Source organism: Pusillimonas sp. NJUB218 (genome assembly GCF_003788685.1).
In the GTDB taxonomy this organism is placed as follows: Bacteria; Pseudomonadota; Gammaproteobacteria; order Burkholderiales; family Burkholderiaceae_B; genus Neopusillimonas.
Map to the genome: position 1 here is coordinate 24,359 of NZ_NQMK01000006.1, position 18,025 is coordinate 42,383.

The window sequence follows — 18,025 nt, forward strand, 5'->3', positions numbered from 1 at the left end:
TGTATCGCACTCGAACGCTGCCGGGTCGGGCCGCTCAAACGCCCTCATTCAGCCGGTCATATTTATGCCAAAAACATCGGGCGCCCTGAGGTGCCCGATGTTTTTGGGTAAAGCCGGTGTTACTGCAACGTACGTTCGAACACAAACTTGTCATCCTGCCAATCGACCGGAATCACGTCTTTGGGTCCGAACTTGCCTTCCAGCAACAAACGCGCCACCGGGTTTTCAATGTGCTGCTGAATCGCCCGTTTCAACGGCCGGGCACCAAACACGGGATCAAAGCCTGTTCGAGCCAACTGCGCCAACGCCACATCCGACACCTCCAGACGCATCTCTTGCTGAGCTAAACGCTGCTGCAAGCGCTGAATCTGGATCTTGGCAATAGACTCGATGTGTTTGGCATCCAGACCATGGAACACCACAACTTCATCGATACGATTCAGAAACTCGGGACGGAATGACGTTTTGAGCTCCTCCCAGACGACCTCTTTAATGACCTCATAAGGCTGCCCGGCCATACTCTGGATATGTTGCGATCCTAAGTTCGACGTCATCACGACAACCGTATTACGGAAATCGACAGTACGCCCCTGACCATCGGTAAGACGACCGTCATCGAGCACCTGCAACAACACGTTAAAGACATCCGGGTGGGCCTTTTCTACCTCATCCAGCAATATCACACTGTAGGGTTTGCGACGCACCGCTTCCGTCAGATAGCCTCCCTCTTCGTAACCGACATAGCCCGGAGGCGCACCGATAAGGCGAGCCACCGAATGCTTCTCCATGAACTCGCTCATGTCGATACGAATCAGATGCTCTTCAGAGTCGAACAAAAAGTCGGCCAATGCTTTGGTGAGCTCGGTTTTACCCACCCCCGTCGGCCCCAGAAACAGGAACGAACCGTAAGGACGCGACGGATCGGACAAACCCGCACGCGAACGGCGAATAGCGTCGGCCACCAGACTGACTGCTTCGTCTTGCCCAACCACACGGCGGTGCAGATGGTCTTCCATACCCAGCAACTTGGCGCGCTCGCCCTGCATCATTTTAGACACGGGTATGCCGGTGGCGCGTGCCACCACTTCAGCGATTTCTTCGGCGCCCACCTGGGTGCGCAGTAAGCGTGGCTTGTCTGTTTCGGCGGTCTTATCGCCGTCGCCGCTAGCCTCGGCCGCCTTCAGCCGTGCTTCCAGCTCGGGCAATTTGCCGTACTGCAGCTCGGCCAGCTTGTCGAACTGACCCTTGCGTTGCAACTCGGCCATCTCGGCGCGCGTACGCTCGATTTCCTCTTTCACCGACTGTGATCCCTGAACGGCCGCCTTTTCGGCCTTCCAGATTTCTTCGTAATCGTTGTACTCGCGTTGCAGCTTTTCAAGCTCGTCTTCAATCGCTTTCAGGCGGCGCAACGAACCCTCGTCGGTCTCTTTCTTGACAGCCTCACGCTCGATTTTGAGCTGAATAATGCGACGATCCAGCTTGTCCATGACCTCTGGCTTGGAGTCGATCTCCATACGGATGCGCGCCGCCGCCTCGTCGATCAGGTCGATGGCCTTGTCCGGCAGGAAACGGTCGGTAATGTACCGGTGGGAAAGTTCGGCCGCCGCCACAATAGCCGGGTCGGTAATGGCAACACCGTGGTGCAGCTCGTAGCGCTCTTGCAAACCGCGCAAAATGGCAATGGTCGACTCGACGTCGGGCTCGTTAACCAACACCTTCTGGAATCGACGCTCCAGCGCGGCATCTTTTTCAATGTATTTGCGATATTCGTCGAGGGTGGTCGCCCCAATACAGTGCAACTCGCCGCGCGACAAGGCCGGCTTGAGCATATTGCCCGCATCCATGGCACCCTCGGCCTTGCCGGCACCCACCATGGTGTGGATCTCGTCGATAAAGACAATAATGCCGCCTTGGTCTTGCGATAGCTCTTTGAGCACTGCTTTCAGACGCTCTTCGAACTCACCCCGGTACTTGGCGCCGGCCAGCAAGGCCGCCAAATCAAGAGAAAGCACCCGCTTACCCTTCAGGGTTTCGGGCACTTCATTGTTAATAATGCGCTGGGCCAGGCCTTCGACAATCGCCGTTTTACCCACGCCAGGTTCACCGATCAGGACCGGATTGTTTTTGGTGCGACGCTGCAGAATCTGGATGGCACGGCGGATTTCGTCGTCGCGGCCAATCACCGGGTCGAGCTTGCCTTCGCGCGCGCGTTCCGTCAGGTCGGTCGTGTATTTTTTCAGGGCTTCGCGATTAGACTCGCCTTCAGCGTCGGATACCGTTGCGCCACCCCTTACGGCCTCAACTGCGGCCTCGAGCGGCTTGCGTTGAAGGCCAGCCTCGCGCAGCAAACGCCCAGCTTCACCTTTGTCATCGACCAGCGCCAATAAAAAGAGCTCGCTGGCAATATAAGTGTCGCCGCGATTAGACGCCTCTTTGTCGGTACGCGCCAAAGCGGCCTGAAGTTCGCGGCCAACCTGCACATTGCCGCCGGCCCCTTTGACCTGAGGCAGTGCCTTTATGGCCGTATTCAGGCTAGAAGTCAGGCGACTGGTGGCCACACCGGCTCGCGCCAGCAAACTGCCAGTGCCGCTATCGGTATCGGCCAGCAAAGCCGCAAGCACATGCACCGGCTCGATATACTGGTTGTCATTTTGCACAGCCAAGCTTTGCGCGTCGGCAATCGCTTGCTGAAATTTCGTGGTCAATTTGTCGAATCGCATAATCGTCTTTCACTGTAGGGTAAGAGCATCTGCTCGAATGATGATTAAATAAGGCCTGCCAAAGAAATTTCAAGATGTGAAATGGATAAGTTCAAACAACTGGAAAGTTTTGTCGCGGTAGCTGCGCTGGGTAGCCTGTCGGCGGCGGCCCGAGCCCAGGACATCGCCCCCACCATGATGAGCCGACGTCTGGACGCCCTGGAAGCCCGTTTGGGGGTCAAGCTTTTTGTACGATCGACACGCCGCCTGTCGTTGACCTCTGAAGGTGCGCTTTTTCTGGAAGAAGCCCAGCGCATTTTGCGCGACCTGGCCGAAGCCGAAGCCCAAGTGGCCCAAGGCGGGACGCGCCCCAGCGGCCCGCTGCGAATCAGCGCCCCGGCAGGGTTTGGACGGCGCCACATCGCCCCCCTGCTGCCCGACTTTCTGCAACGCTACCCTGACATCAGCATTACGCTTGACCTGAGCGACCGACTGGTCGACCTGATCGACGAACGCTATGACTGCGCCATTCGTATTGGCGACCTGGACAATTCGCAATATGTGGGCATACGGTTGGCCGACAACCGCAGGGTGATCGTCGCCTCGCCCGACTACCTTAACCGTTTCGGCCGTCCCAACACGCCCGACGATCTGGTCAACCACAATTGCCTGTCGTTCGGCACCCAGGGCAACCAATCGCGCGGGTGGCTGCTGAAACAAGAAGGCCACGTCAAAGCATACCGGGTCAAGGGCACCATGAGCAGCAGCGATGGCTCGGTACTGCACGCATGGGCGCTGGCCGGATGCGGCCTGGCATGGCGATCGTTGTGGGAAGTACGCCAGGACATCGATGAAGGCCGCCTGGTCACCGTGCTTGACGAATTCGCCGCTCCGCCCAACGGTATCTTTGCTCTTATGCCCGAACGCCGACATATCCCCCCCCGATTGCAGGTTTTTACCGACATGCTTAAAGTCACGTATGCGCAAACCAGCTACTGGGATTCACACTAAGCATTAATTTTTAAAGCATGTACAATGATCAGACAATCTGCCCATTAGCTTATGCCATAGAGCTATGTGCATATGCCAGCCGCGCATAATCAGTCTGTTTCCTGTATGCAGAAAAAAATCCCGCTGACATCCGATTCCCATCGCTGTTCGACCTGCATGCTTAATAGCCTGTGCCTTCCGGTGGGGATGTCAACTGTCGATATTGCTCGTTTCGAAGAAGTCGTCCAAGAGCGCATACGTATCCCAAAAGGCGACACCCTGTTTGCAACAGGCGATCCAGCCCATGCCATTTACGGCATTCGGTTGGGCTCGATGAAAACCCAACTCGAAGACGCAACCGGCCATATCCAGGTCACCGGCTTTCTGTTGCCTGGCGAAATCGTCGGGCTCGACGGCTTCCTGGAAGGCAAGCAGCTTTCGCACGCCATTGCTCTTGAAGACACCGAAGTCTGTGTTGCCCGGGTCAATGAAATTGACCGCGTTATTGCACATGTGCCGGCGTTACAGCACCAGTTGCGCAGGCTGACCAGCCAAGAAATCAAAAGGTCGCAGCAATTAGTCATGGCGTTGGGCGTGCTGCGCTCCGAACAGCGCCTGGCCGCGTTTTTGGTCAATATGTCGCAACGGCTTTCCATTTTGGGGTATTCGTCAACCGAATTCATTTTGCGCATGAGCCGCGAAGAAATCGGCAGTTACCTGGGCCTGACTTTGGAAACCGTCAGCCGGCTGTTTTCGCGGTTTGCCAAAGAAAACCTCATTCGTATTCATCAGCGCGAAGTCCAGTTGCTCGACTTGCCAGCCCTGCGTGAACTTGCCGGCAGCGACTGCGGCTAAGCGAAGGCAGGCTTCACAAACCATCGTCTTTTAGTTTGGCCGGCCCCTCGGGGGGTGCCATGTACAGCGTCAGCGCACTCGACAACGCCGTGACCACCCAAAAAATAAAAAAGCCTGCGGCATAAACAACCTCGCGGCTGAAATGCATTGAACCGAACACGGCGATGTCTAAAGGGTCGATCAGCGCAAATACTGCGGCACTGCCCGCCCCGGCCAGCAAAAAAGACGGCCATAAAATCCACATTAAAGAATAGCGGTTCATGGCTTGCCCCTTACGTCGTTTTGCGTGGCTGCCGGCGGTGTCTGCAAGGTGCGGTCTGGGCCTACCCGCTTGACGACCAAACCCTGCCGAACGCCCCCATCGGTAATAGCTTCGCCGCTAAAGTGTTTGACCGCCAGCGCAATAGTGATGGCACACCCCACCAACGCCAAAAACGGCCCGGCCATAATGATCCAGGGCCAGGGTTCTTTCCACCAGGGGTTTGTTGTCTTGTTTTGCTCAGTCATGGCTCCACCTGATTATTGTTCGGGTTTACTGAGGTACGTAAAAGCTGGTTTTTTCAGCAACGTTGCGCGGCGCAATTTCCGGGTTTAGGTCGGAAACGATAATTGAAATATCGTGCATGCCCGGCTGTACCTGACCGGCCGGCGCGCGCACGATAACCGGCACCAGTCGGTTGGCCGACCCCTCGACGTAAAAATAAGAGCGTTGTGCGTTTTCGGCCAGCGCAATCGATAACCCTGGCAGGCCATCGGCCCGCAACTGCAAGGTCAGCGGCGCCTCGCTGGTATTCATGATCTGCAAACGGTAAACGTTTTCTATCAGTCCGCCAGCCACTTCTCGGCCCAGCGCCCCACGGTCACGGATGACATCAACCTTAAGCGTCTCGCGAACCACCAGCGCATACAAGAAGCCCGCCATAATGACAACCAGTAAGCCGATGTAGAACAGCACGCGCGGGCGAAACACGCGCTTGCGCGCTTCGGCTTGAGTCAAGCGTTCGGTGATTGCCGAGCCCGATGTATAACGTATCAGACCCTGCGGGTATTCCATTTTGTCCATCACCTGATCACAGGCATCGACACAAGCCCCGCAGCCTATGCACATATACTGCAGGCCGTCGCGAATATCGATGCCCGTGGGGCAAACCTGCACACACAGACTACAGTCGACGCAGTCGCCCATCCCGGCCTCTTTATGATCGATACGCCGCGAGCGCCCGCCGCGCGGCTCGCCTCGGACGTGGTCGTATGTGACCACAAAGGTATCGTCGTCGACCATAACGCTTTGAAACCGCGCATAAGGGCACATGTACTTGCACACGGCTTCGCGCATAAAGCCGGCATTACCCCACGTGGCAAAAGCGTAAAACACCATCCAGAACCACTGCCAGGGCCCTAGCGACAGCGCCAAAAGGCCTGCGCCCAGCTCGCGGATAGGCGCAAAATAGCCAATAAACGTAAAACCTGTCCAGAAGGCAATAAGTACCCAGACCAGATGCTTGGCCGCTTTCAGCCTGAGTTTTCGCAGTGTCCAGGGTTGCTCATCGAGGCGGATGCGCGCCAGGCGATCGCCCTCGATTTTGCGTTCGACCCACATGAAAATTTCGGTGTAGACGGTTTGAGGGCAGGCATACCCACAAAACAACCGACCTGCGATGGCGGTAAACAAAAATAGCGACAACGCCGACAAGACCAGTAAAACGGCCAAATAAACGACGTCTTGCGGCCACAACACCATGCCAAAAATGTAAAACTTCCGCGCCCCCAGATCGAACAATACTGCCTGACGCCCACCCCACTCCAGCCAGGGCAGCCCGTAGAAAATGATCTGGGTAAAAAACACCATGATGATGCGCCAGCGGGCAAAAATACCGCTGACCGAACGCGGGTAAATTTTGCGGCGCACATCGGCCAGCGCTTGCTCGACCTGGGGCGACGCCCCTTTGGACACCGTCGCCTCGACCCTGGGCGGCTGCCATGCCGGGATCGGCTGATCCCCGGTCAGGGGTTCAGTTGAGACGACGGGTTTCTTGTCCATGATGCTTCCGGTTAGTTATTAGACAAACCCCAGACATATGCTGTCAGCATACGGATCTGCTCTGGCGTCAGGATGCCCTCTTGTGCAGGCATCTGGTTGTTCCGACCGTTCATGATGGTTTGGACGATAGTTGCCGCCGAACTGCCGTATAGCCAAACGTCGTCGGTAAGGTTGGGCGCCCCCAGGGCCTGGTTGCCCTTGCCGTCAACCCCATGACATGCAGCACAGAACGTTTCGAAGCCACGCTTGCCGGGGACCACCATCAGCGGATCGCTGGCCAGCCCCGACAACGACCTGACATATTGTGCGATAGCTGCGGCCTCGTCGGGCTTAACCTGGGCCGCCATGGGCGGCATGATGCCGTGACGGCCTTTGGTAATGGACTGCATGATTTGCTCGGGAGAGCCGCCGTACAGCCAATCGTTATCGGTCAGGTTGGGAAAGCTGGGCGCCCCCTTGGCGTCAGAGCCGTGGCACTGGGCACAGGCATTCAAGAACAGACGCTGACCGATCTCGCGGGCCTGCTGCTCTTTGGCGATCTCGGGAATCGACATGGCTTCGTAACGCTGATACACGGGCCGGATTTTTTCGGCCAGCTCGGCTTGCGCCTGTTTCACGGACTCGGCGGATGAGTAATTAAGTATCCCCGGGAACGTGCCCAAGCCGGGGTACAAAACCAGATAGCCCAGGCTGAACACACAAAGCAAGACATAAAACACCGTCCACCAGCGCGGAACGGGGTTGTTAAGTTCGGTTAGATTGCCATCCCAGACGTGGCCGGTATCGTCTACCTGCTTGACGTCTTTGCCAAGCCACCGACGTTGCGTAAACAAGAGCCAGACGCAAAAGGCGATACCCAGCAAGGTAACGCTGGTAATGAAATACCCCCAGAAACCACTGAAAAAGTCACTCATGAGAATCCCCTTTTGACTGACGGCCCAACGGTTGCGTGCTGCCGTTGTCTTCGGTGGCAGCCTCATCGGGCAGCGCAAATGGCAGCATGGCCGCTTCTTCGTTGGCTTTGGCGCGACGCTTGGAAAACGCCCAGAACACAATGCCTATAAAGGTCACCAGTGCAATTAAAGTAACAATGCCGTTAAGAACGCCCATGATCAGCGACTCCCTTCTGCCACGGCCTTGGCGGCAGCTTCGCGACCGGCAACGCCCAAACTCTGTAAATAAGCCACCATGGCATCTTCTTCGGTCTTACCTTTAAGTTGCGCCGGTGCCGCTTCGATTTGCTCATCGGTATAAGGCACGCCAAGCACACGCAGGGCGCGCATACGTGCCTGCACATCGACGCCTTCCACCTTGTTCTGGGCCAACCACGGGTACGCCGGCATGTTCGACTCTTTGACCAGATCTCGGGGGTTACGCAAGTGCACACGGTGCCATTCGTCGGAATAACGACCGCCTACACGCGCCAGATCGGGTCCCGTGCGTTTGGAACCCCACAAGAAGGGATGGTCGTACACGAACTCGCCCGCCAAAGAGTAAGGGCCGTAACGCTGAACTTCGGATTGCAGCATACGGATTTGCTGCGAGTGGCAACCGACGCAACCCTCACGAATGTAGAGGTCGCGCCCCACCAGTTGCAGGGCTTCGTAGGGCTTGACACCCTCGGTAGGCTGCGTAGTGGAATGCTGGAAGAACAACGGAACGATCTGAACCAGACCGGCAATACTCACCACCAGAATACTTGCGATGATCATCCAGCCAATATTGGTTTCGAGGGTGTCGTGACTGAAAAATTTCTTTTTCTCGTTGGCCATGTTGTTTCTCCTTATGCCGATGCAGCGCCAGTCACGGCTTTGTCTGAAGCGGGCCCAACCAGCGCAGGATCAGTGCTGTCTGGGTTGTACAGATAAACCCGAGGATTTGGCCTGGGCTGGCCCACTACCGTTTTGAACGTGTTCCAGGCCATCAACAACATGCCCGACAAGAACATGATCCCACCCAGCAAGCGGATGAAATACAAGGGATAGGTTGCCTTGACCGACTCGACGAAGCTGTAGGTCAGCGTGCCGTCATCGCCGGTGGCGCGCCACATCAGGCCCTGCATGACACCCGCAACCCACATCGATGCGATATACAGCACAACACCAATGGTGGCGAGCCAGAAGTGCAGCTCGACCTGCTTCATGCTGGCCATTGCGGTGCGACCATACAAACGAGGGATAAGGTAATAAAGCGACCCGAAAATCGTCATGGATACCCAGCCCAGCGCACCCGAGTGCACGTGGCCGACTGTCCAGTCGGTGTAGTGCGACAGGGCGTTAACCGTGCGGATCGACATCATCGAACCTTCGAAGGTGGACATCCCGTAGAACGAGAGCCCCACCACCAAAAACTTGAGGATCGGGTCAGTGCGCAACTTGTACCAGGCGCCAGACAAAGTCATGATCCCGTTGATCATGCCGCCCCACGAGGGCGCCAGCAAAATCAAGGAAAACACCATACCCAAGGCTTGGGTCCAGTCGGGCAGCGAGGTGTAATGCAGATGGTGAGGCCCGGCCCACATATAGGTAAATGCCAGTGCCCAGAAGTGCACAATCGACAGACGATACGAGTAAATGGGGCGTTCGGCTTGCTTGGGCACGAAGTAATACATCATGCCCAAAAAGCTGGTGGTCAGGAAAAAGCCCACCGCATTATGACCGTACCACCACTGCACCATGGCATCTTGCACGCCCGCATAGGCCGAATACGATTTCCACATCGAAACCGGGATTTCGATGTTATTGAAAATGTGCAAAATGGCGATGGTCAGAATGTACGAACCAAAGAACCAGTTGGCCACGTAAATATGGCGCACACGGCGTTTGACAATCGTGCCAAAGAACACCACCGCGTAAGCCACCCAGACCAGGGTGATGAGGATGTCGATGGGCCATTCGTATTCGGCGTATTCTTTAGTGCTGGTGAAGCCCATGGGCAAGGTTAAAAAGCCCGCCAGCAAACAGGCCTGCCAGCCCCAAAATGTAAACGCCGCCAGCTTGTCGGAAAACAGCCTGACCTGACAAGTACGCTGCACCACGTAATAAGACGTAGCGAACAAGGCCGTACCGCCAAACGCAAAAATGACGGTGTTGGTGTGCACCGGCCGCAAACGGCCATAGCTAAGCCATGGTGTATTGAAATTGAGTTCCGGCCAGAAGAGCTGCGCCGCAATCAATACACCCACCGCCATGCCAATAACCCCCCAAAATATGGTCATGATGGTGAACTGCCGCACCACACCATAATTGAAGGTCTCGGCCTGTTTCCCCAGCGTGCCGGAAGTGCCCATGAGAATCCCCTAGTTGCGAAAAGTAAAACGAATATTGTTGTTAATTAAGTTTTGTCGTCCGGCTGGCCGGCTTCGTCAGGCGACGCAGTCGTATCATCATCTTCGAGAATTGACCGCGCAGCCTCGTCGGCATCGTCGAACTGGCCTGAAAAAATAGCCCACCAAAATGCAATACCAATGACAACTACCAAAACCAGCGAAATGGGCAATAACAAATACAACGCCCCCATGGTATGGCCTTAACCCTGAACTGCAGCTGACAACGGCAATACCGGCGGCACCGACATTCGTCGGTAAAGACGCCAGGCATTGGCGGCAACAGCAAGCGATGACACCAGCATGGTGATGGCGGCCAGCCAGGGCTGGACATAGCCCATGGCAGCCAACGGCGTCAACAACAGGTGCCAGGCCATAGACCCGTAAAGACTTTGATTGGCGGTGCGACGGGCGGCCTCTACCAGAGCGCTGAGTTCGGCCGGGGTCAGGTCAGCGCGTTCGAGGGCGACGGCATGGGCGGCCGATACGGCCGTGGGTACCGACATGGCCAAAGCACACGGGCAACTGATGACCAGTAAAGCCACTGTGACAGCCACCGCGTGTTCGGGGGCATAAGAAATCCAGATAGCGCCCACAACAAAAGCCAGACCCAGTTGCGCAATGGTGAACCACAATGCAACGCGATCGGCCCCCACCGACATCAGTGCGCGGGCCGATTCGATGCGCTGATGAGCAGGCGCTGTTTGCCTGCCCGCCGGGCCAGCCGTCTGACGAGCGCAGAATTCGAGGTAGCGGGCCGTTAACAAAAAGGCCACAAACATGGTGACCGATTCGAAGTAGACCTCGCCTCGGTTGACCCAGGTTGCGTAAGCGCTGGGAATGAACGCAGCCAGAATCCCCAAAGCGACAGGGACATCCATGCTGACCGACGCCTGGCGCAACCGCGAGAAAGCCCCCCGCCAAACAGGCCAGGCACAGTACAAGACGACAGGAACCGTCAGAACCAGGCTAAGCCAATTAAGCAGCACAATGGCCTCATCGAGGAACGACAAGTCTTCGGGTGACATGGGCCGATGACGCACATAGCCCGGGAAGGCGAACATCATGACTTGCATCATGCCCAGCCAGGCCAGGCCCAGACGCGCAAGCATATGACGCCGGTCGTTGCGATCGGCATCGGACAAGTTTTTAGGCGGTGCAAATAACGTCCAGGCTGACATGTTTAAAACTGTACATGAAAGATAGGTTTAGACGCTTGATCAAAATCAAGACCCGCTACAATGCGAACACTTCGGCCTATAAGGGCCTGATCACTGTTTTTATATTGTCACCATGAGCCATTCCGACCTTGTTAACGCGCCGCTGGGCCATGACGTTGTCTACCCTACAACTTACGATGCCTCTTTGTTGTTCCCGATTGCGCGGGCCAACAACCGCGAAAGCCTGGGTAATCTACCCGCCTGGCATGGCGCAGATATCTGGACGGCCTACGAATTGTCGTGGCTAAACGCAAAAGGCAAGCCCGTTGTGGCCATGGGACGCTTTACCCTACCCCACAGCACGCCGTTTCTTATCGAGTCAAAATCTTTCAAGCTCTACCTGAACTCGTTCAACGAAACCCGCTTTGAAAGTATTGATGACGTCAAGAAGCTGATGCAAAAAGATCTGGATGCGGCCAGCGGCGGCGAAGTACAGATCGAGATAGCGCCTTTACAAGCCGGGCTCGAGGTTTCTTGCCGCGCCATGGCGGGCGACAACATCGACGATATTGATGTAGACATTACCCGCTACCAGCCCGCCCCAGACTTGCTGCAGTGCAACCCAGAGCAAATCGTAACTGAAACACTGACTTCCGACCTGCTGAAGTCAAACTGCCCTGTAACCGGCCAACCCGACTGGGGTAGCGTGCAAATAGAATATACGGGGCCCCAACTAGACCGCGCCGCCCTACTGAAATATATCGTATCGCTGCGTCAGCACAACGAATTTCATGAGCACTGTGTCGAGAAAATGTACTGCGACCTTTGGCACCTGTGCAAACCCAGTGCATTACAGGTTTATGCACGCTACACCCGCCGGGGCGGGCTAGACATCAACCCCTGGCGCAGCAGCCACCCAACGGCACAGGTATCGGTGCAGCGCACACCGCGCCAATAACTCCCGCTTTATTTTTAGCGCCGACGTTTAGCCGCTACGTGCTGCGGTCGAGCGGCCAATAACAAGGGCTGCTGCGGCCGCAATGACAAATGCCGCTGCACCGCCTATCCAGGGGCCTTTGACAAACCCCAGGTCGAGCATAATACCGAACGCAAGCGGCGCCAGCGATGCGCCGACATCCATGCCCGAGTAGACCAGGCCATAAACGGTGCCGGTGGCCCCTTTGGGCGTAATTTTTCGAATGAGCATATCGCGCGAAGGCGTGGACACACCGGCGCAAAACCCACCTATCGCCACAACCACCATGGCCATCCAGGGGGTGACAAGGCCCGAGGCCAACACCACGAGCAATACACCAGCTAGCACCAGTGACCCGGCAATAGTAAGTTCGGTACGCGGATTGGCACTGACCAAGAAGCCACCCGCGATCATGCCCAAGGCCGAGGCCAGCATATAGGCAGACAGCGCCGTACCGGCCAGAACGGCATCAATATCGTAGACATCGCCCAGCATGGGGATGCTGTAATTCTGAACCGCAGACAAAGACACGGACGTGAGCGCAAAAAAGAAAAACGCACCCCACAACGCCGACTGCCGGGCCAACGTTGCCAAAGTTTGACCTACCGACTTGGACGCCAGCGACCCCTCTTTGTGCGCCTGACCGACCACGGTCTGTTCAACATTTTTACCAGCCAGCAATTCGCGGCCACGCCAAACAAACACCAAAACAATCGCTACCAGCACGCCGGCACCAATGGCCGCGACACGCCAGTTGGCCAGATAAATAAGCGCCGACATGAAGAGTGGCGTGAGTGCCCAGCCCAGGTTGCCCGTAAAGCCGTGGGTACTGAACGCATGACCCAATCGGCGCGCGCTGACCCGATGGTTCAGGATAGAGTAATCAACGGGATGAAACACTGAGTTGCCAAACCCGCCGATGAGCGCCGCCAGCACCAACATGGCGTAACCATTAGCCAGCCCGATAAGCACGCCAGCCACCACAAAACTGGCCAGCCCGAAACGCAGCACGGGCGTAGGGCCGATGCGGTCGACAATAAACCCGGACGACGCCTGCCCGATGCCCGACGCCACAAAGAAAATCGCCACCAGCAGGCCCAGTTGGCTGTAACTGAACCCGAACTCAGTATTCAGTGCAATGAATAATGTGGGAAAAACAAGCTGGAAAAAGTGCGAGCAAGAATGCGCCGCACCGATAAGCGTGATGATTTTCCAGTCGCGACGCTGAATTTGGGGCGAGTCAGCGAAATGCTCGACGGTTGTTGTGGTCATGACGTTAGCAGAAACGAATAAAAACGATTGGGTTCGATCGGGTCATGCACCCGACTTGGCGCGAATTTGCGGCCAGGCACGGCGCAAGTAATAAAACATTGACCATACCGTAAGAATGGCGGCCACAATAATCAGCACCTGGCCCGCCCAATGTAGTGGCAAGCCATACAAGGGTTGCCAGAATAGTAGACACGGTATGGCGACCATTTGCGCTGCGGTTTTGAATTTACCCAACCAGTGCACGGCGACACTACCGCTCGCGCCGATTTTGGCCATCCATTCGCGCAGGGCCGAAATCGTGATTTCGCGGCCAATGATGATCAGCGCAATAAACACGTCGACTCGCTGCAGGTCGAGCAAGACCAACAACGCCGCAGATACCATGAGCTTGTCGGCGACCGGATCGAGAAAGGCGCCGAATGACGACGTTTGATTCCAGCGGCGCGCCAGCCAGCCATCGAACCAGTCGGTCAGGGCTGCGACAATGAACACGACCGCCGCAGCGGTATCGCGCATGGGTACCGACAGCCAGCTTTCGGGCACATAGTAAAACGCAACGAACAGCGGGATCATGACGATCCGCAGCCACGTCAGCATCATTGGGAAATTGGTCGGCATAGGCTCAATACTAACTTATCGCAGGGCGAAATAAATGCGTTCGGCTAACTCGTCGGAAATCCCGTCGACTGACCGCAGGTCATCGATACTGGCGGCGGCAACGCCCGAAAAACCACCAAAACGGGCCAGAAGCTTTTGTCTGCGCTTGGCCCCGACCCCTTCGATCTGTTCCAGACGCGAAACATTACGTGCTTTGGCACGCTGCGCACGCATACCCGTAATAGCAAAACGGTGCGCTTCATCGCGAATTTGCGCAACCAGCATCAATGCGGCAGATTCTACCCCTAAAGCCACGGGTGGGCGGCCGTCGACAAAAACCAGTGTTTCCAGGCCCACCTTGCGCCCCTCGCCTTTGGCCACACCGACCAACACCTGAGTATCAAGCCCCAACTCGGCAAATACCTGCCGGGCGACCTCGACTTGCCCCTTGCCACCATCGATTAATACCACACTGGGCATCTCGGCTTGCCCGTCAGCCACACGGGTAAAACGCCGCGTCAGCACCTGGCGCATGGCGGCATAATCGTCGCCCGGCGTAATGCCGGCAATGTTGTAGCGCCGATACAGTGATGGCTGCATTTCGTGATGACGAAACACCACGCAAGACGCTTGTGTCGCCTCGCCTGCCGTATGACTGATATCAAAGCACTCGATATGCAAGGCGTCCAGTGCTGTTTCGTCCGTGTCCAGGCCTAACGCCTCGGCGAGCGCCAGGGTGCGTGCCGCCCGTGCGCCGGATTCGGTCAGCATACGGGCCAGCGCCATTTCGGCATTTTTAGTGGCTTGCTCCAACCACGATTTGCGCACGCCTTGCGGCCGGGTCAATACCTTTGCTTTCGTTCCGGTTTGCGCTTGCAGCAAAGGCATAAGATCGGGGTCTGACAACGCATGAGAACAAACAATAACGGCAGGCATGGGGCGATCGAGATAATGCTGAGCCATAAACGCCGACAGGACTTCGCCGGGCGCATCGCCGTCGGTATGCGTAGGGAAAAAAGCCTTGTCTCCCAAGTGGCGACCACCACGCACCATCGCCAGATTGACACACACACGCCCCCCGGCCGCGACTACTGCGATCACATCAACGTCGTCAGTGCCAATCTCTTCCATGGTTTGCTGCTGCAGCACCCTGGCCAACGCGCCCATCTGGTCGCGTAATACGGCCGCTTCTTCAAACGCCAATTGCTCGGACGCCGACAGCATGCGGCGCTCGATGTCGGCCATGACCTCGGAAGCCTTGCCGTCAAGGAAACGCACGGCGCGCTCGACATCGGCCTGATAGGCGTCAATGCTGATGGCACCGACACAGGGCGCGGAACACCGACCAATCTGATTGAGCAGACACGGGCGCGACCGATGGGCATAAACACCGTCTTCGCACGTACGCAAGCGAAACACCTTTTGCAGGATCTGAATGGTTTCGCGTACGGCCCAGCTGTTTGGGTAGGGCCCGAAATACCGCCCTTTTCCGGCCGTGCTGCCCCGGTAATAGGCAATACGCGGCGCCTCATGGCCGCTGACATGCAGGTACGGATACGACTTGTCGTCGCGGAACAAGATGTTATAGCGAGGGTGCAGCCGCTTAATGAGGTTGTTTTCAAGCAGCAGCGCTTCGGCCTCGGTGCGCGTCACCGTGACTTCGATCCGGCTGACCCGCGCCACCATATGGGCAATGCGCGGGCTGGCCAGATTTTTCTGGAAATACGACGACACCCGCTTTTTGAGGTCGCGCGCCTTACCTACGTACAACACCTCGTCGTTTTCGTCGATGTGACGATAAACGCCAGGCAAGTTGGGCAGGTCAGCCAGAAATGATTTCAGATTGAAGGTCTCGGGCATACTGATAACGGGCCTGACTTTGCAACGTAGCCCAATCGGGCGACACAACACGGGGCATCAGCGCGCGAATGCGTGCAATGGATGATTCTGACGACGTATGCTCAAGCCGCCCCAACAGCTCGTCGGCCAGGTCTGGGCGATTACACACCAGCACCATATCGCAGCCCGCCGTCAGTGCGGCATTTGCCCGCGCCAGAATATCGCCAGCGACGGTAGCCCCTTCCATTGTCAGATCATCAGAAAACACCACACCGTTATAGTTCAGATGCTCGCGCAAAATGGTGTTGATCCAGAACGACGAAAAACCTGCGGGGTTCGGGTCAACTTGCGAATAAATGACATGTGCCGGCATGACAGAAGGCAGCACCATATCGCCCAGCCAGCCATACGGAGCGGCGTCTTCACGCATGATGTCTTCCAAGGGCCGGTCGTCGACGGGAATTTCGTGGTGCGAATCGGCTTGCACGTAACCATGACCCGGGAAGTGCTTGCCGCAAGCGGCCATACCCGACAGCATCAAGCCCTGAATAAGCGCGCGCGCCAGCATAGCCACAATTTGCGGTTCGCGATGAAACGCGCGGTCGCCAATAACCTGGCTGCCGCCATAGTCGAGGTCGAGCACCGGTGTGAAGCTCAGGTCAACACCACAGGCGCGTAACTCGGCGCCCAGCACATAGCCTGTTTCGGTAGCCAAACGCATGGCGGCCAACGAGTCGTCCATCCAGATTTCGCCCAGGCGACGCATGGACGGCAACGGCGTAAACCCGTCGGACTTGAAACGCTGTACACGCCCGCCTTCGTGATCGACAGTAATGAGCAACGGTTCGTTGCGTGCGGCATGAATGGCCTGACATAACGCCGTCAATTGCTCGCGACTTTCGAAGTTGCGCGAAAACAAAATAACCCCGCCCACCAGCGGATGCTGCAAACGCTCAAGTTCGTGGGCTGTCAGGGCACACCCCTGAACATCGACCATCACTGGGCCGGGAGGCAAAATCACTGCCATTATGAAGACTCCTGCTGCCTGGGGGCAGATTGTGTTTCGACCACCACAAACGCAGTGACCATATCTTTTTCATCGCTGACCGACACATGGGCCGCGCCAAAGCGCGCCGCATACCACGATGCCAAAGGCTCGTTCAGCCAGACCTGAGGCTTACCGCCCGGCGCGTTAATGACCTCCATCTGTCGCCAGCTCATGGGGCTGTGCATGCCCAGCCCGATCGCCTTTGAGAAAGCCTCTTTGGCTGCAAAACGCGTTGCCAGGTAACGAATGCCACGCTGCGGATCGCGAGATTTTCTTCGCTCAAACACCGGCAATTCGTGCTCACCCAAAATACGCCGGGCAAAGCGCTCGCCGTGGCGGTTATACGCCGCGGCGATGCGATCGACCCGAGCAATGTCGGTGCCAATGCCGGCAAGGGCTGTCGGCGTGCCGGTTCCGGCCACGTTCAAACCTATTGCCCCTTGAATACCGGGGTGCGTTTGGCCATAAACGCCGCTACGCCCTCGGCGTAATCATCGGTATAACCCAGCTCACGCATCAGGTCGCGCTCTAGGTCAAGCTGCTGATCGAGCGTGTTGTTAAGGCTTTGGTTAATGGCCTGCTTGGCAGATGCCAGACCTTTGGTGGGCGCCGCAGCAAAATGAACCGCCAGGGCATCAAGACGCGCGTCGAAATCTTCGTCGGCCACGCACTCCCAGATGAGCCCCCACTGCTCGGCCTTGCGGGCGGTGATTTTATCGCCCAGCAACGCCATACCCATGGCGCGCGCACGCCCCACCAGACGCGGCAAAATGTAGGTGCCGCCCGTGTCGGGCAGCAGCCCCAAGCGGCAGAACGGTTCGATGAAACTGGCCGACTCGCGGGCAATGACAATATCGCCGGCCAATGCCAGATTGGCACCCGCGCCAGCAGCCACCCCGTTGACGCCCACAATCACCGGCATCGGTAAAGCCCGCAGGCGCCTGACCAACGGCGCATAATTCTTTTCAATGCTTTCACCCAGATCGACCCTGGCCTGACCCGGCGTTGCCACACGCGCTGATAGGTCTTGCCCGGCGCAAAAACCGCGGCCGGCACCCGTAAGCACCAAGACCCGGGCGCCCTGAGTTTCAACCACAGTCAGCGCCTGACGCAAGGCCTCATGCATCTCGGCCGTAAAGCTGTTGAGCTTATCGGGGCGGTTTAACGTGATGCGGGCTATGCCGTCTTGCAACGTAAAGAGAATGCTGGAATCACTCATAAAC

General features: G+C 57.0%; 19 protein-coding genes. 3 read left to right on the forward strand and 16 right to left on the reverse strand.

What is annotated here, in order from left to right; genetic code table 11:
* Positions 1-119: 119 nt before the first annotated feature.
* The gene (gene clpB, locus CHR62_RS08820; protein ID WP_123660685.1) at positions 120-2,720 is read right to left on the reverse strand and encodes an ATP-dependent chaperone ClpB; all 2,601 of its coding nucleotides are present in this window, start codon (positions 2,718-2,720) and stop codon (positions 120-122) included.
* Positions 2,721-2,801: 81 nt separating this feature from the next.
* On the opposite strand from clpB, the gene CHR62_RS08825 reads away from it, so the two are divergent.
* Positions 2,802-3,710, forward strand: a complete 909-nt coding sequence (locus CHR62_RS08825; RefSeq protein ID WP_093970386.1) for a LysR family transcriptional regulator — start codon at positions 2,802-2,804, stop codon at positions 3,708-3,710.
* 105 nt (positions 3,711-3,815) lie between these two features.
* Entirely contained in the window at positions 3,816-4,544 is a 729-nt protein-coding gene (locus CHR62_RS08830) for a helix-turn-helix domain-containing protein (protein WP_093970552.1), read from the forward strand.
* A 13-nt stretch (positions 4,545-4,557) separates the two neighbouring features.
* On the opposite strand, the gene CHR62_RS08835 is transcribed toward CHR62_RS08830, so the two are convergent.
* Genes CHR62_RS08835 through CHR62_RS08875 form a run of 9 tightly spaced genes read right to left on the reverse strand, consistent with a single transcriptional unit; the run spans position 4,558 to position 11,091 of the window.
* Positions 4,558-4,806, reverse strand: coding sequence for a hypothetical protein (locus CHR62_RS08835; RefSeq protein WP_093970387.1), 249 nt, complete (start codon positions 4,804-4,806; stop codon positions 4,558-4,560).
* Positions 4,803-5,051 (reverse strand): hypothetical protein, encoded by a 249-nt coding sequence (locus tag CHR62_RS08840; RefSeq protein WP_093970388.1) that lies wholly within the window; start codon positions 5,049-5,051, stop codon positions 4,803-4,805. The genes CHR62_RS08835 and CHR62_RS08840 overlap by 4 nt, the downstream gene beginning before the upstream one ends.
* Before the next feature lie 25 nt (positions 5,052-5,076).
* Positions 5,077-6,585 (reverse strand): cytochrome c oxidase accessory protein CcoG, encoded by a 1,509-nt coding sequence (gene ccoG / locus CHR62_RS08845; RefSeq protein WP_093970389.1) that lies wholly within the window; start codon positions 6,583-6,585, stop codon positions 5,077-5,079.
* Positions 6,586-6,596: 11 nt separating this feature from the next.
* Positions 6,597-7,499, reverse strand: a complete 903-nt coding sequence (ccoP, locus tag CHR62_RS08850; protein WP_093970390.1) for a cytochrome-c oxidase, cbb3-type subunit III — start codon at positions 7,497-7,499, stop codon at positions 6,597-6,599.
* On the reverse strand, positions 7,492-7,695 hold the full coding sequence (locus CHR62_RS08855) for a cbb3-type cytochrome c oxidase subunit 3 (protein ID WP_123660686.1): 204 nt from the start codon (positions 7,693-7,695) through the stop codon (positions 7,492-7,494). Before CHR62_RS08855 ends, ccoP begins: the two co-directional genes overlap by 8 nt.
* A gap of 2 nt (positions 7,696-7,697) precedes the next feature.
* Positions 7,698-8,357 carry a cytochrome-c oxidase, cbb3-type subunit II gene (gene ccoO / locus CHR62_RS08860; protein WP_093970392.1) on the reverse strand — a complete coding sequence of 220 codons (660 nt, stop codon included), beginning with the start codon at positions 8,355-8,357 and terminating at the stop codon, positions 7,698-7,700.
* A gap of 11 nt (positions 8,358-8,368) precedes the next feature.
* Positions 8,369-9,874, reverse strand: coding sequence for a cytochrome-c oxidase, cbb3-type subunit I (gene ccoN / locus CHR62_RS08865; RefSeq protein ID WP_093970393.1), 1,506 nt, complete (start codon positions 9,872-9,874; stop codon positions 8,369-8,371).
* A gap of 44 nt (positions 9,875-9,918) precedes the next feature.
* Positions 9,919-10,104 (reverse strand): cbb3-type cytochrome oxidase assembly protein CcoS, encoded by a 186-nt coding sequence (ccoS, locus tag CHR62_RS08870; RefSeq protein ID WP_123660687.1) that lies wholly within the window; start codon positions 10,102-10,104, stop codon positions 9,919-9,921.
* Positions 10,105-10,113: 9 nt separating this feature from the next.
* Positions 10,114-11,091, reverse strand: a complete 978-nt coding sequence (locus CHR62_RS08875) for a hypothetical protein (RefSeq protein ID WP_123660688.1) — start codon at positions 11,089-11,091, stop codon at positions 10,114-10,116.
* 112 nt (positions 11,092-11,203) lie between these two features.
* On the opposite strand from CHR62_RS08875, the gene queF reads away from it, so the two are divergent.
* On the forward strand, positions 11,204-12,028 hold the full coding sequence (gene queF, locus CHR62_RS08880) for an NADPH-dependent 7-cyano-7-deazaguanine reductase QueF (RefSeq protein ID WP_123660689.1): 825 nt from the start codon (positions 11,204-11,206) through the stop codon (positions 12,026-12,028).
* Positions 12,029-12,055: 27 nt separating this feature from the next.
* Here the strand turns inward: queF and CHR62_RS08885 are convergent, their stop codons facing one another.
* Genes CHR62_RS08885 through paaG form a run of 6 tightly spaced genes read right to left on the reverse strand, consistent with a single transcriptional unit; the run spans position 12,056 to position 18,021 of the window.
* A complete protein-coding gene (locus CHR62_RS08885) occupies positions 12,056-13,318 on the reverse strand; it encodes an MFS transporter (RefSeq protein ID WP_123660690.1) in 1,263 nt (420 codons plus the stop codon).
* Positions 13,319-13,360: 42 nt separating this feature from the next.
* Positions 13,361-13,936 carry a CDP-diacylglycerol--glycerol-3-phosphate 3-phosphatidyltransferase gene (gene pgsA / locus CHR62_RS08890; protein ID WP_093970398.1) on the reverse strand — a complete coding sequence of 192 codons (576 nt, stop codon included), beginning with the start codon at positions 13,934-13,936 and terminating at the stop codon, positions 13,361-13,363.
* Positions 13,937-13,951: 15 nt separating this feature from the next.
* Positions 13,952-15,775, reverse strand: coding sequence for an excinuclease ABC subunit UvrC (gene uvrC, locus CHR62_RS08895; protein ID WP_093970399.1), 1,824 nt, complete (start codon positions 15,773-15,775; stop codon positions 13,952-13,954).
* A complete protein-coding gene (gene nagZ / locus CHR62_RS08900) occupies positions 15,738-16,781 on the reverse strand; it encodes a beta-N-acetylhexosaminidase (protein WP_093970400.1) in 1,044 nt (347 codons plus the stop codon). The genes uvrC and nagZ overlap by 38 nt, the downstream gene beginning before the upstream one ends.
* The gene (gene acpS, locus CHR62_RS08905) at positions 16,781-17,224 is read right to left on the reverse strand and encodes a holo-ACP synthase (RefSeq protein ID WP_370318052.1); all 444 of its coding nucleotides are present in this window, start codon (positions 17,222-17,224) and stop codon (positions 16,781-16,783) included. The genes nagZ and acpS overlap by 1 nt, the downstream gene beginning before the upstream one ends.
* 8 nt (positions 17,225-17,232) lie before the next feature.
* On the reverse strand, positions 17,233-18,021 hold the full coding sequence (gene paaG / locus CHR62_RS08910; RefSeq protein WP_123660692.1) for a 2-(1,2-epoxy-1,2-dihydrophenyl)acetyl-CoA isomerase PaaG: 789 nt from the start codon (positions 18,019-18,021) through the stop codon (positions 17,233-17,235).
* Between the last annotated feature and the right edge of the window lie 4 nt (positions 18,022-18,025).

What these genes read in the sequence shown, in the direction of transcription:
- CHR62_RS08885 (WP_123660690.1), bottom strand. Translation starts at nt 13,318, where the DNA reads ATGACCACAACAACCGTCGAGCATTTCGCTGACTCGCCCCAAATTCAG.
- ccoP (WP_093970390.1), bottom strand. Translation starts at nt 7,499, where the DNA reads ATGAGTGACTTTTTCAGTGGTTTCTGGGGGTATTTCATTACCAGCGTT.
- CHR62_RS08840 (WP_093970388.1), bottom strand. Translation starts at nt 5,051, where the DNA reads ATGACTGAGCAAAACAAGACAACAAACCCCTGGTGGAAAGAACCCTGG.
- CHR62_RS08825 (WP_093970386.1), top strand. Translation starts at nt 2,802, where the DNA reads ATGGATAAGTTCAAACAACTGGAAAGTTTTGTCGCGGTAGCTGCGCTG.
- ccoO (WP_093970392.1), bottom strand. Translation starts at nt 8,357, where the DNA reads ATGGCCAACGAGAAAAAGAAATTTTTCAGTCACGACACCCTCGAAACC.
- ccoG (WP_093970389.1), bottom strand. Translation starts at nt 6,585, where the DNA reads ATGGACAAGAAACCCGTCGTCTCAACTGAACCCCTGACCGGGGATCAG.
- pgsA (WP_093970398.1), bottom strand. Translation starts at nt 13,936, where the DNA reads ATGCCGACCAATTTCCCAATGATGCTGACGTGGCTGCGGATCGTCATG.
- CHR62_RS08835 (WP_093970387.1), bottom strand. Translation starts at nt 4,806, where the DNA reads ATGAACCGCTATTCTTTAATGTGGATTTTATGGCCGTCTTTTTTGCTG.
- queF (WP_123660689.1), top strand. Translation starts at nt 11,204, where the DNA reads ATGAGCCATTCCGACCTTGTTAACGCGCCGCTGGGCCATGACGTTGTC.
- CHR62_RS08875 (WP_123660688.1), bottom strand. Translation starts at nt 11,091, where the DNA reads ATGTCAGCCTGGACGTTATTTGCACCGCCTAAAAACTTGTCCGATGCC.
- paaG (WP_123660692.1), bottom strand. Translation starts at nt 18,021, where the DNA reads ATGAGTGATTCCAGCATTCTCTTTACGTTGCAAGACGGCATAGCCCGC.
- CHR62_RS08855 (WP_123660686.1), bottom strand. Translation starts at nt 7,695, where the DNA reads ATGGGCGTTCTTAACGGCATTGTTACTTTAATTGCACTGGTGACCTTT.
- ccoS (WP_123660687.1), bottom strand. Translation starts at nt 10,104, where the DNA reads ATGGGGGCGTTGTATTTGTTATTGCCCATTTCGCTGGTTTTGGTAGTT.
- ccoN (WP_093970393.1), bottom strand. Translation starts at nt 9,874, where the DNA reads ATGGGCACTTCCGGCACGCTGGGGAAACAGGCCGAGACCTTCAATTAT.
- uvrC (WP_093970399.1), bottom strand. Translation starts at nt 15,775, where the DNA reads ATGCCCGAGACCTTCAATCTGAAATCATTTCTGGCTGACCTGCCCAAC.
- CHR62_RS08830 (WP_093970552.1), top strand. Translation starts at nt 3,816, where the DNA reads ATGCAGAAAAAAATCCCGCTGACATCCGATTCCCATCGCTGTTCGACC.
- clpB (WP_123660685.1), bottom strand. Translation starts at nt 2,720, where the DNA reads ATGCGATTCGACAAATTGACCACGAAATTTCAGCAAGCGATTGCCGAC.
- nagZ (WP_093970400.1), bottom strand. Translation starts at nt 16,781, where the DNA reads ATGGCAGTGATTTTGCCTCCCGGCCCAGTGATGGTCGATGTTCAGGGG.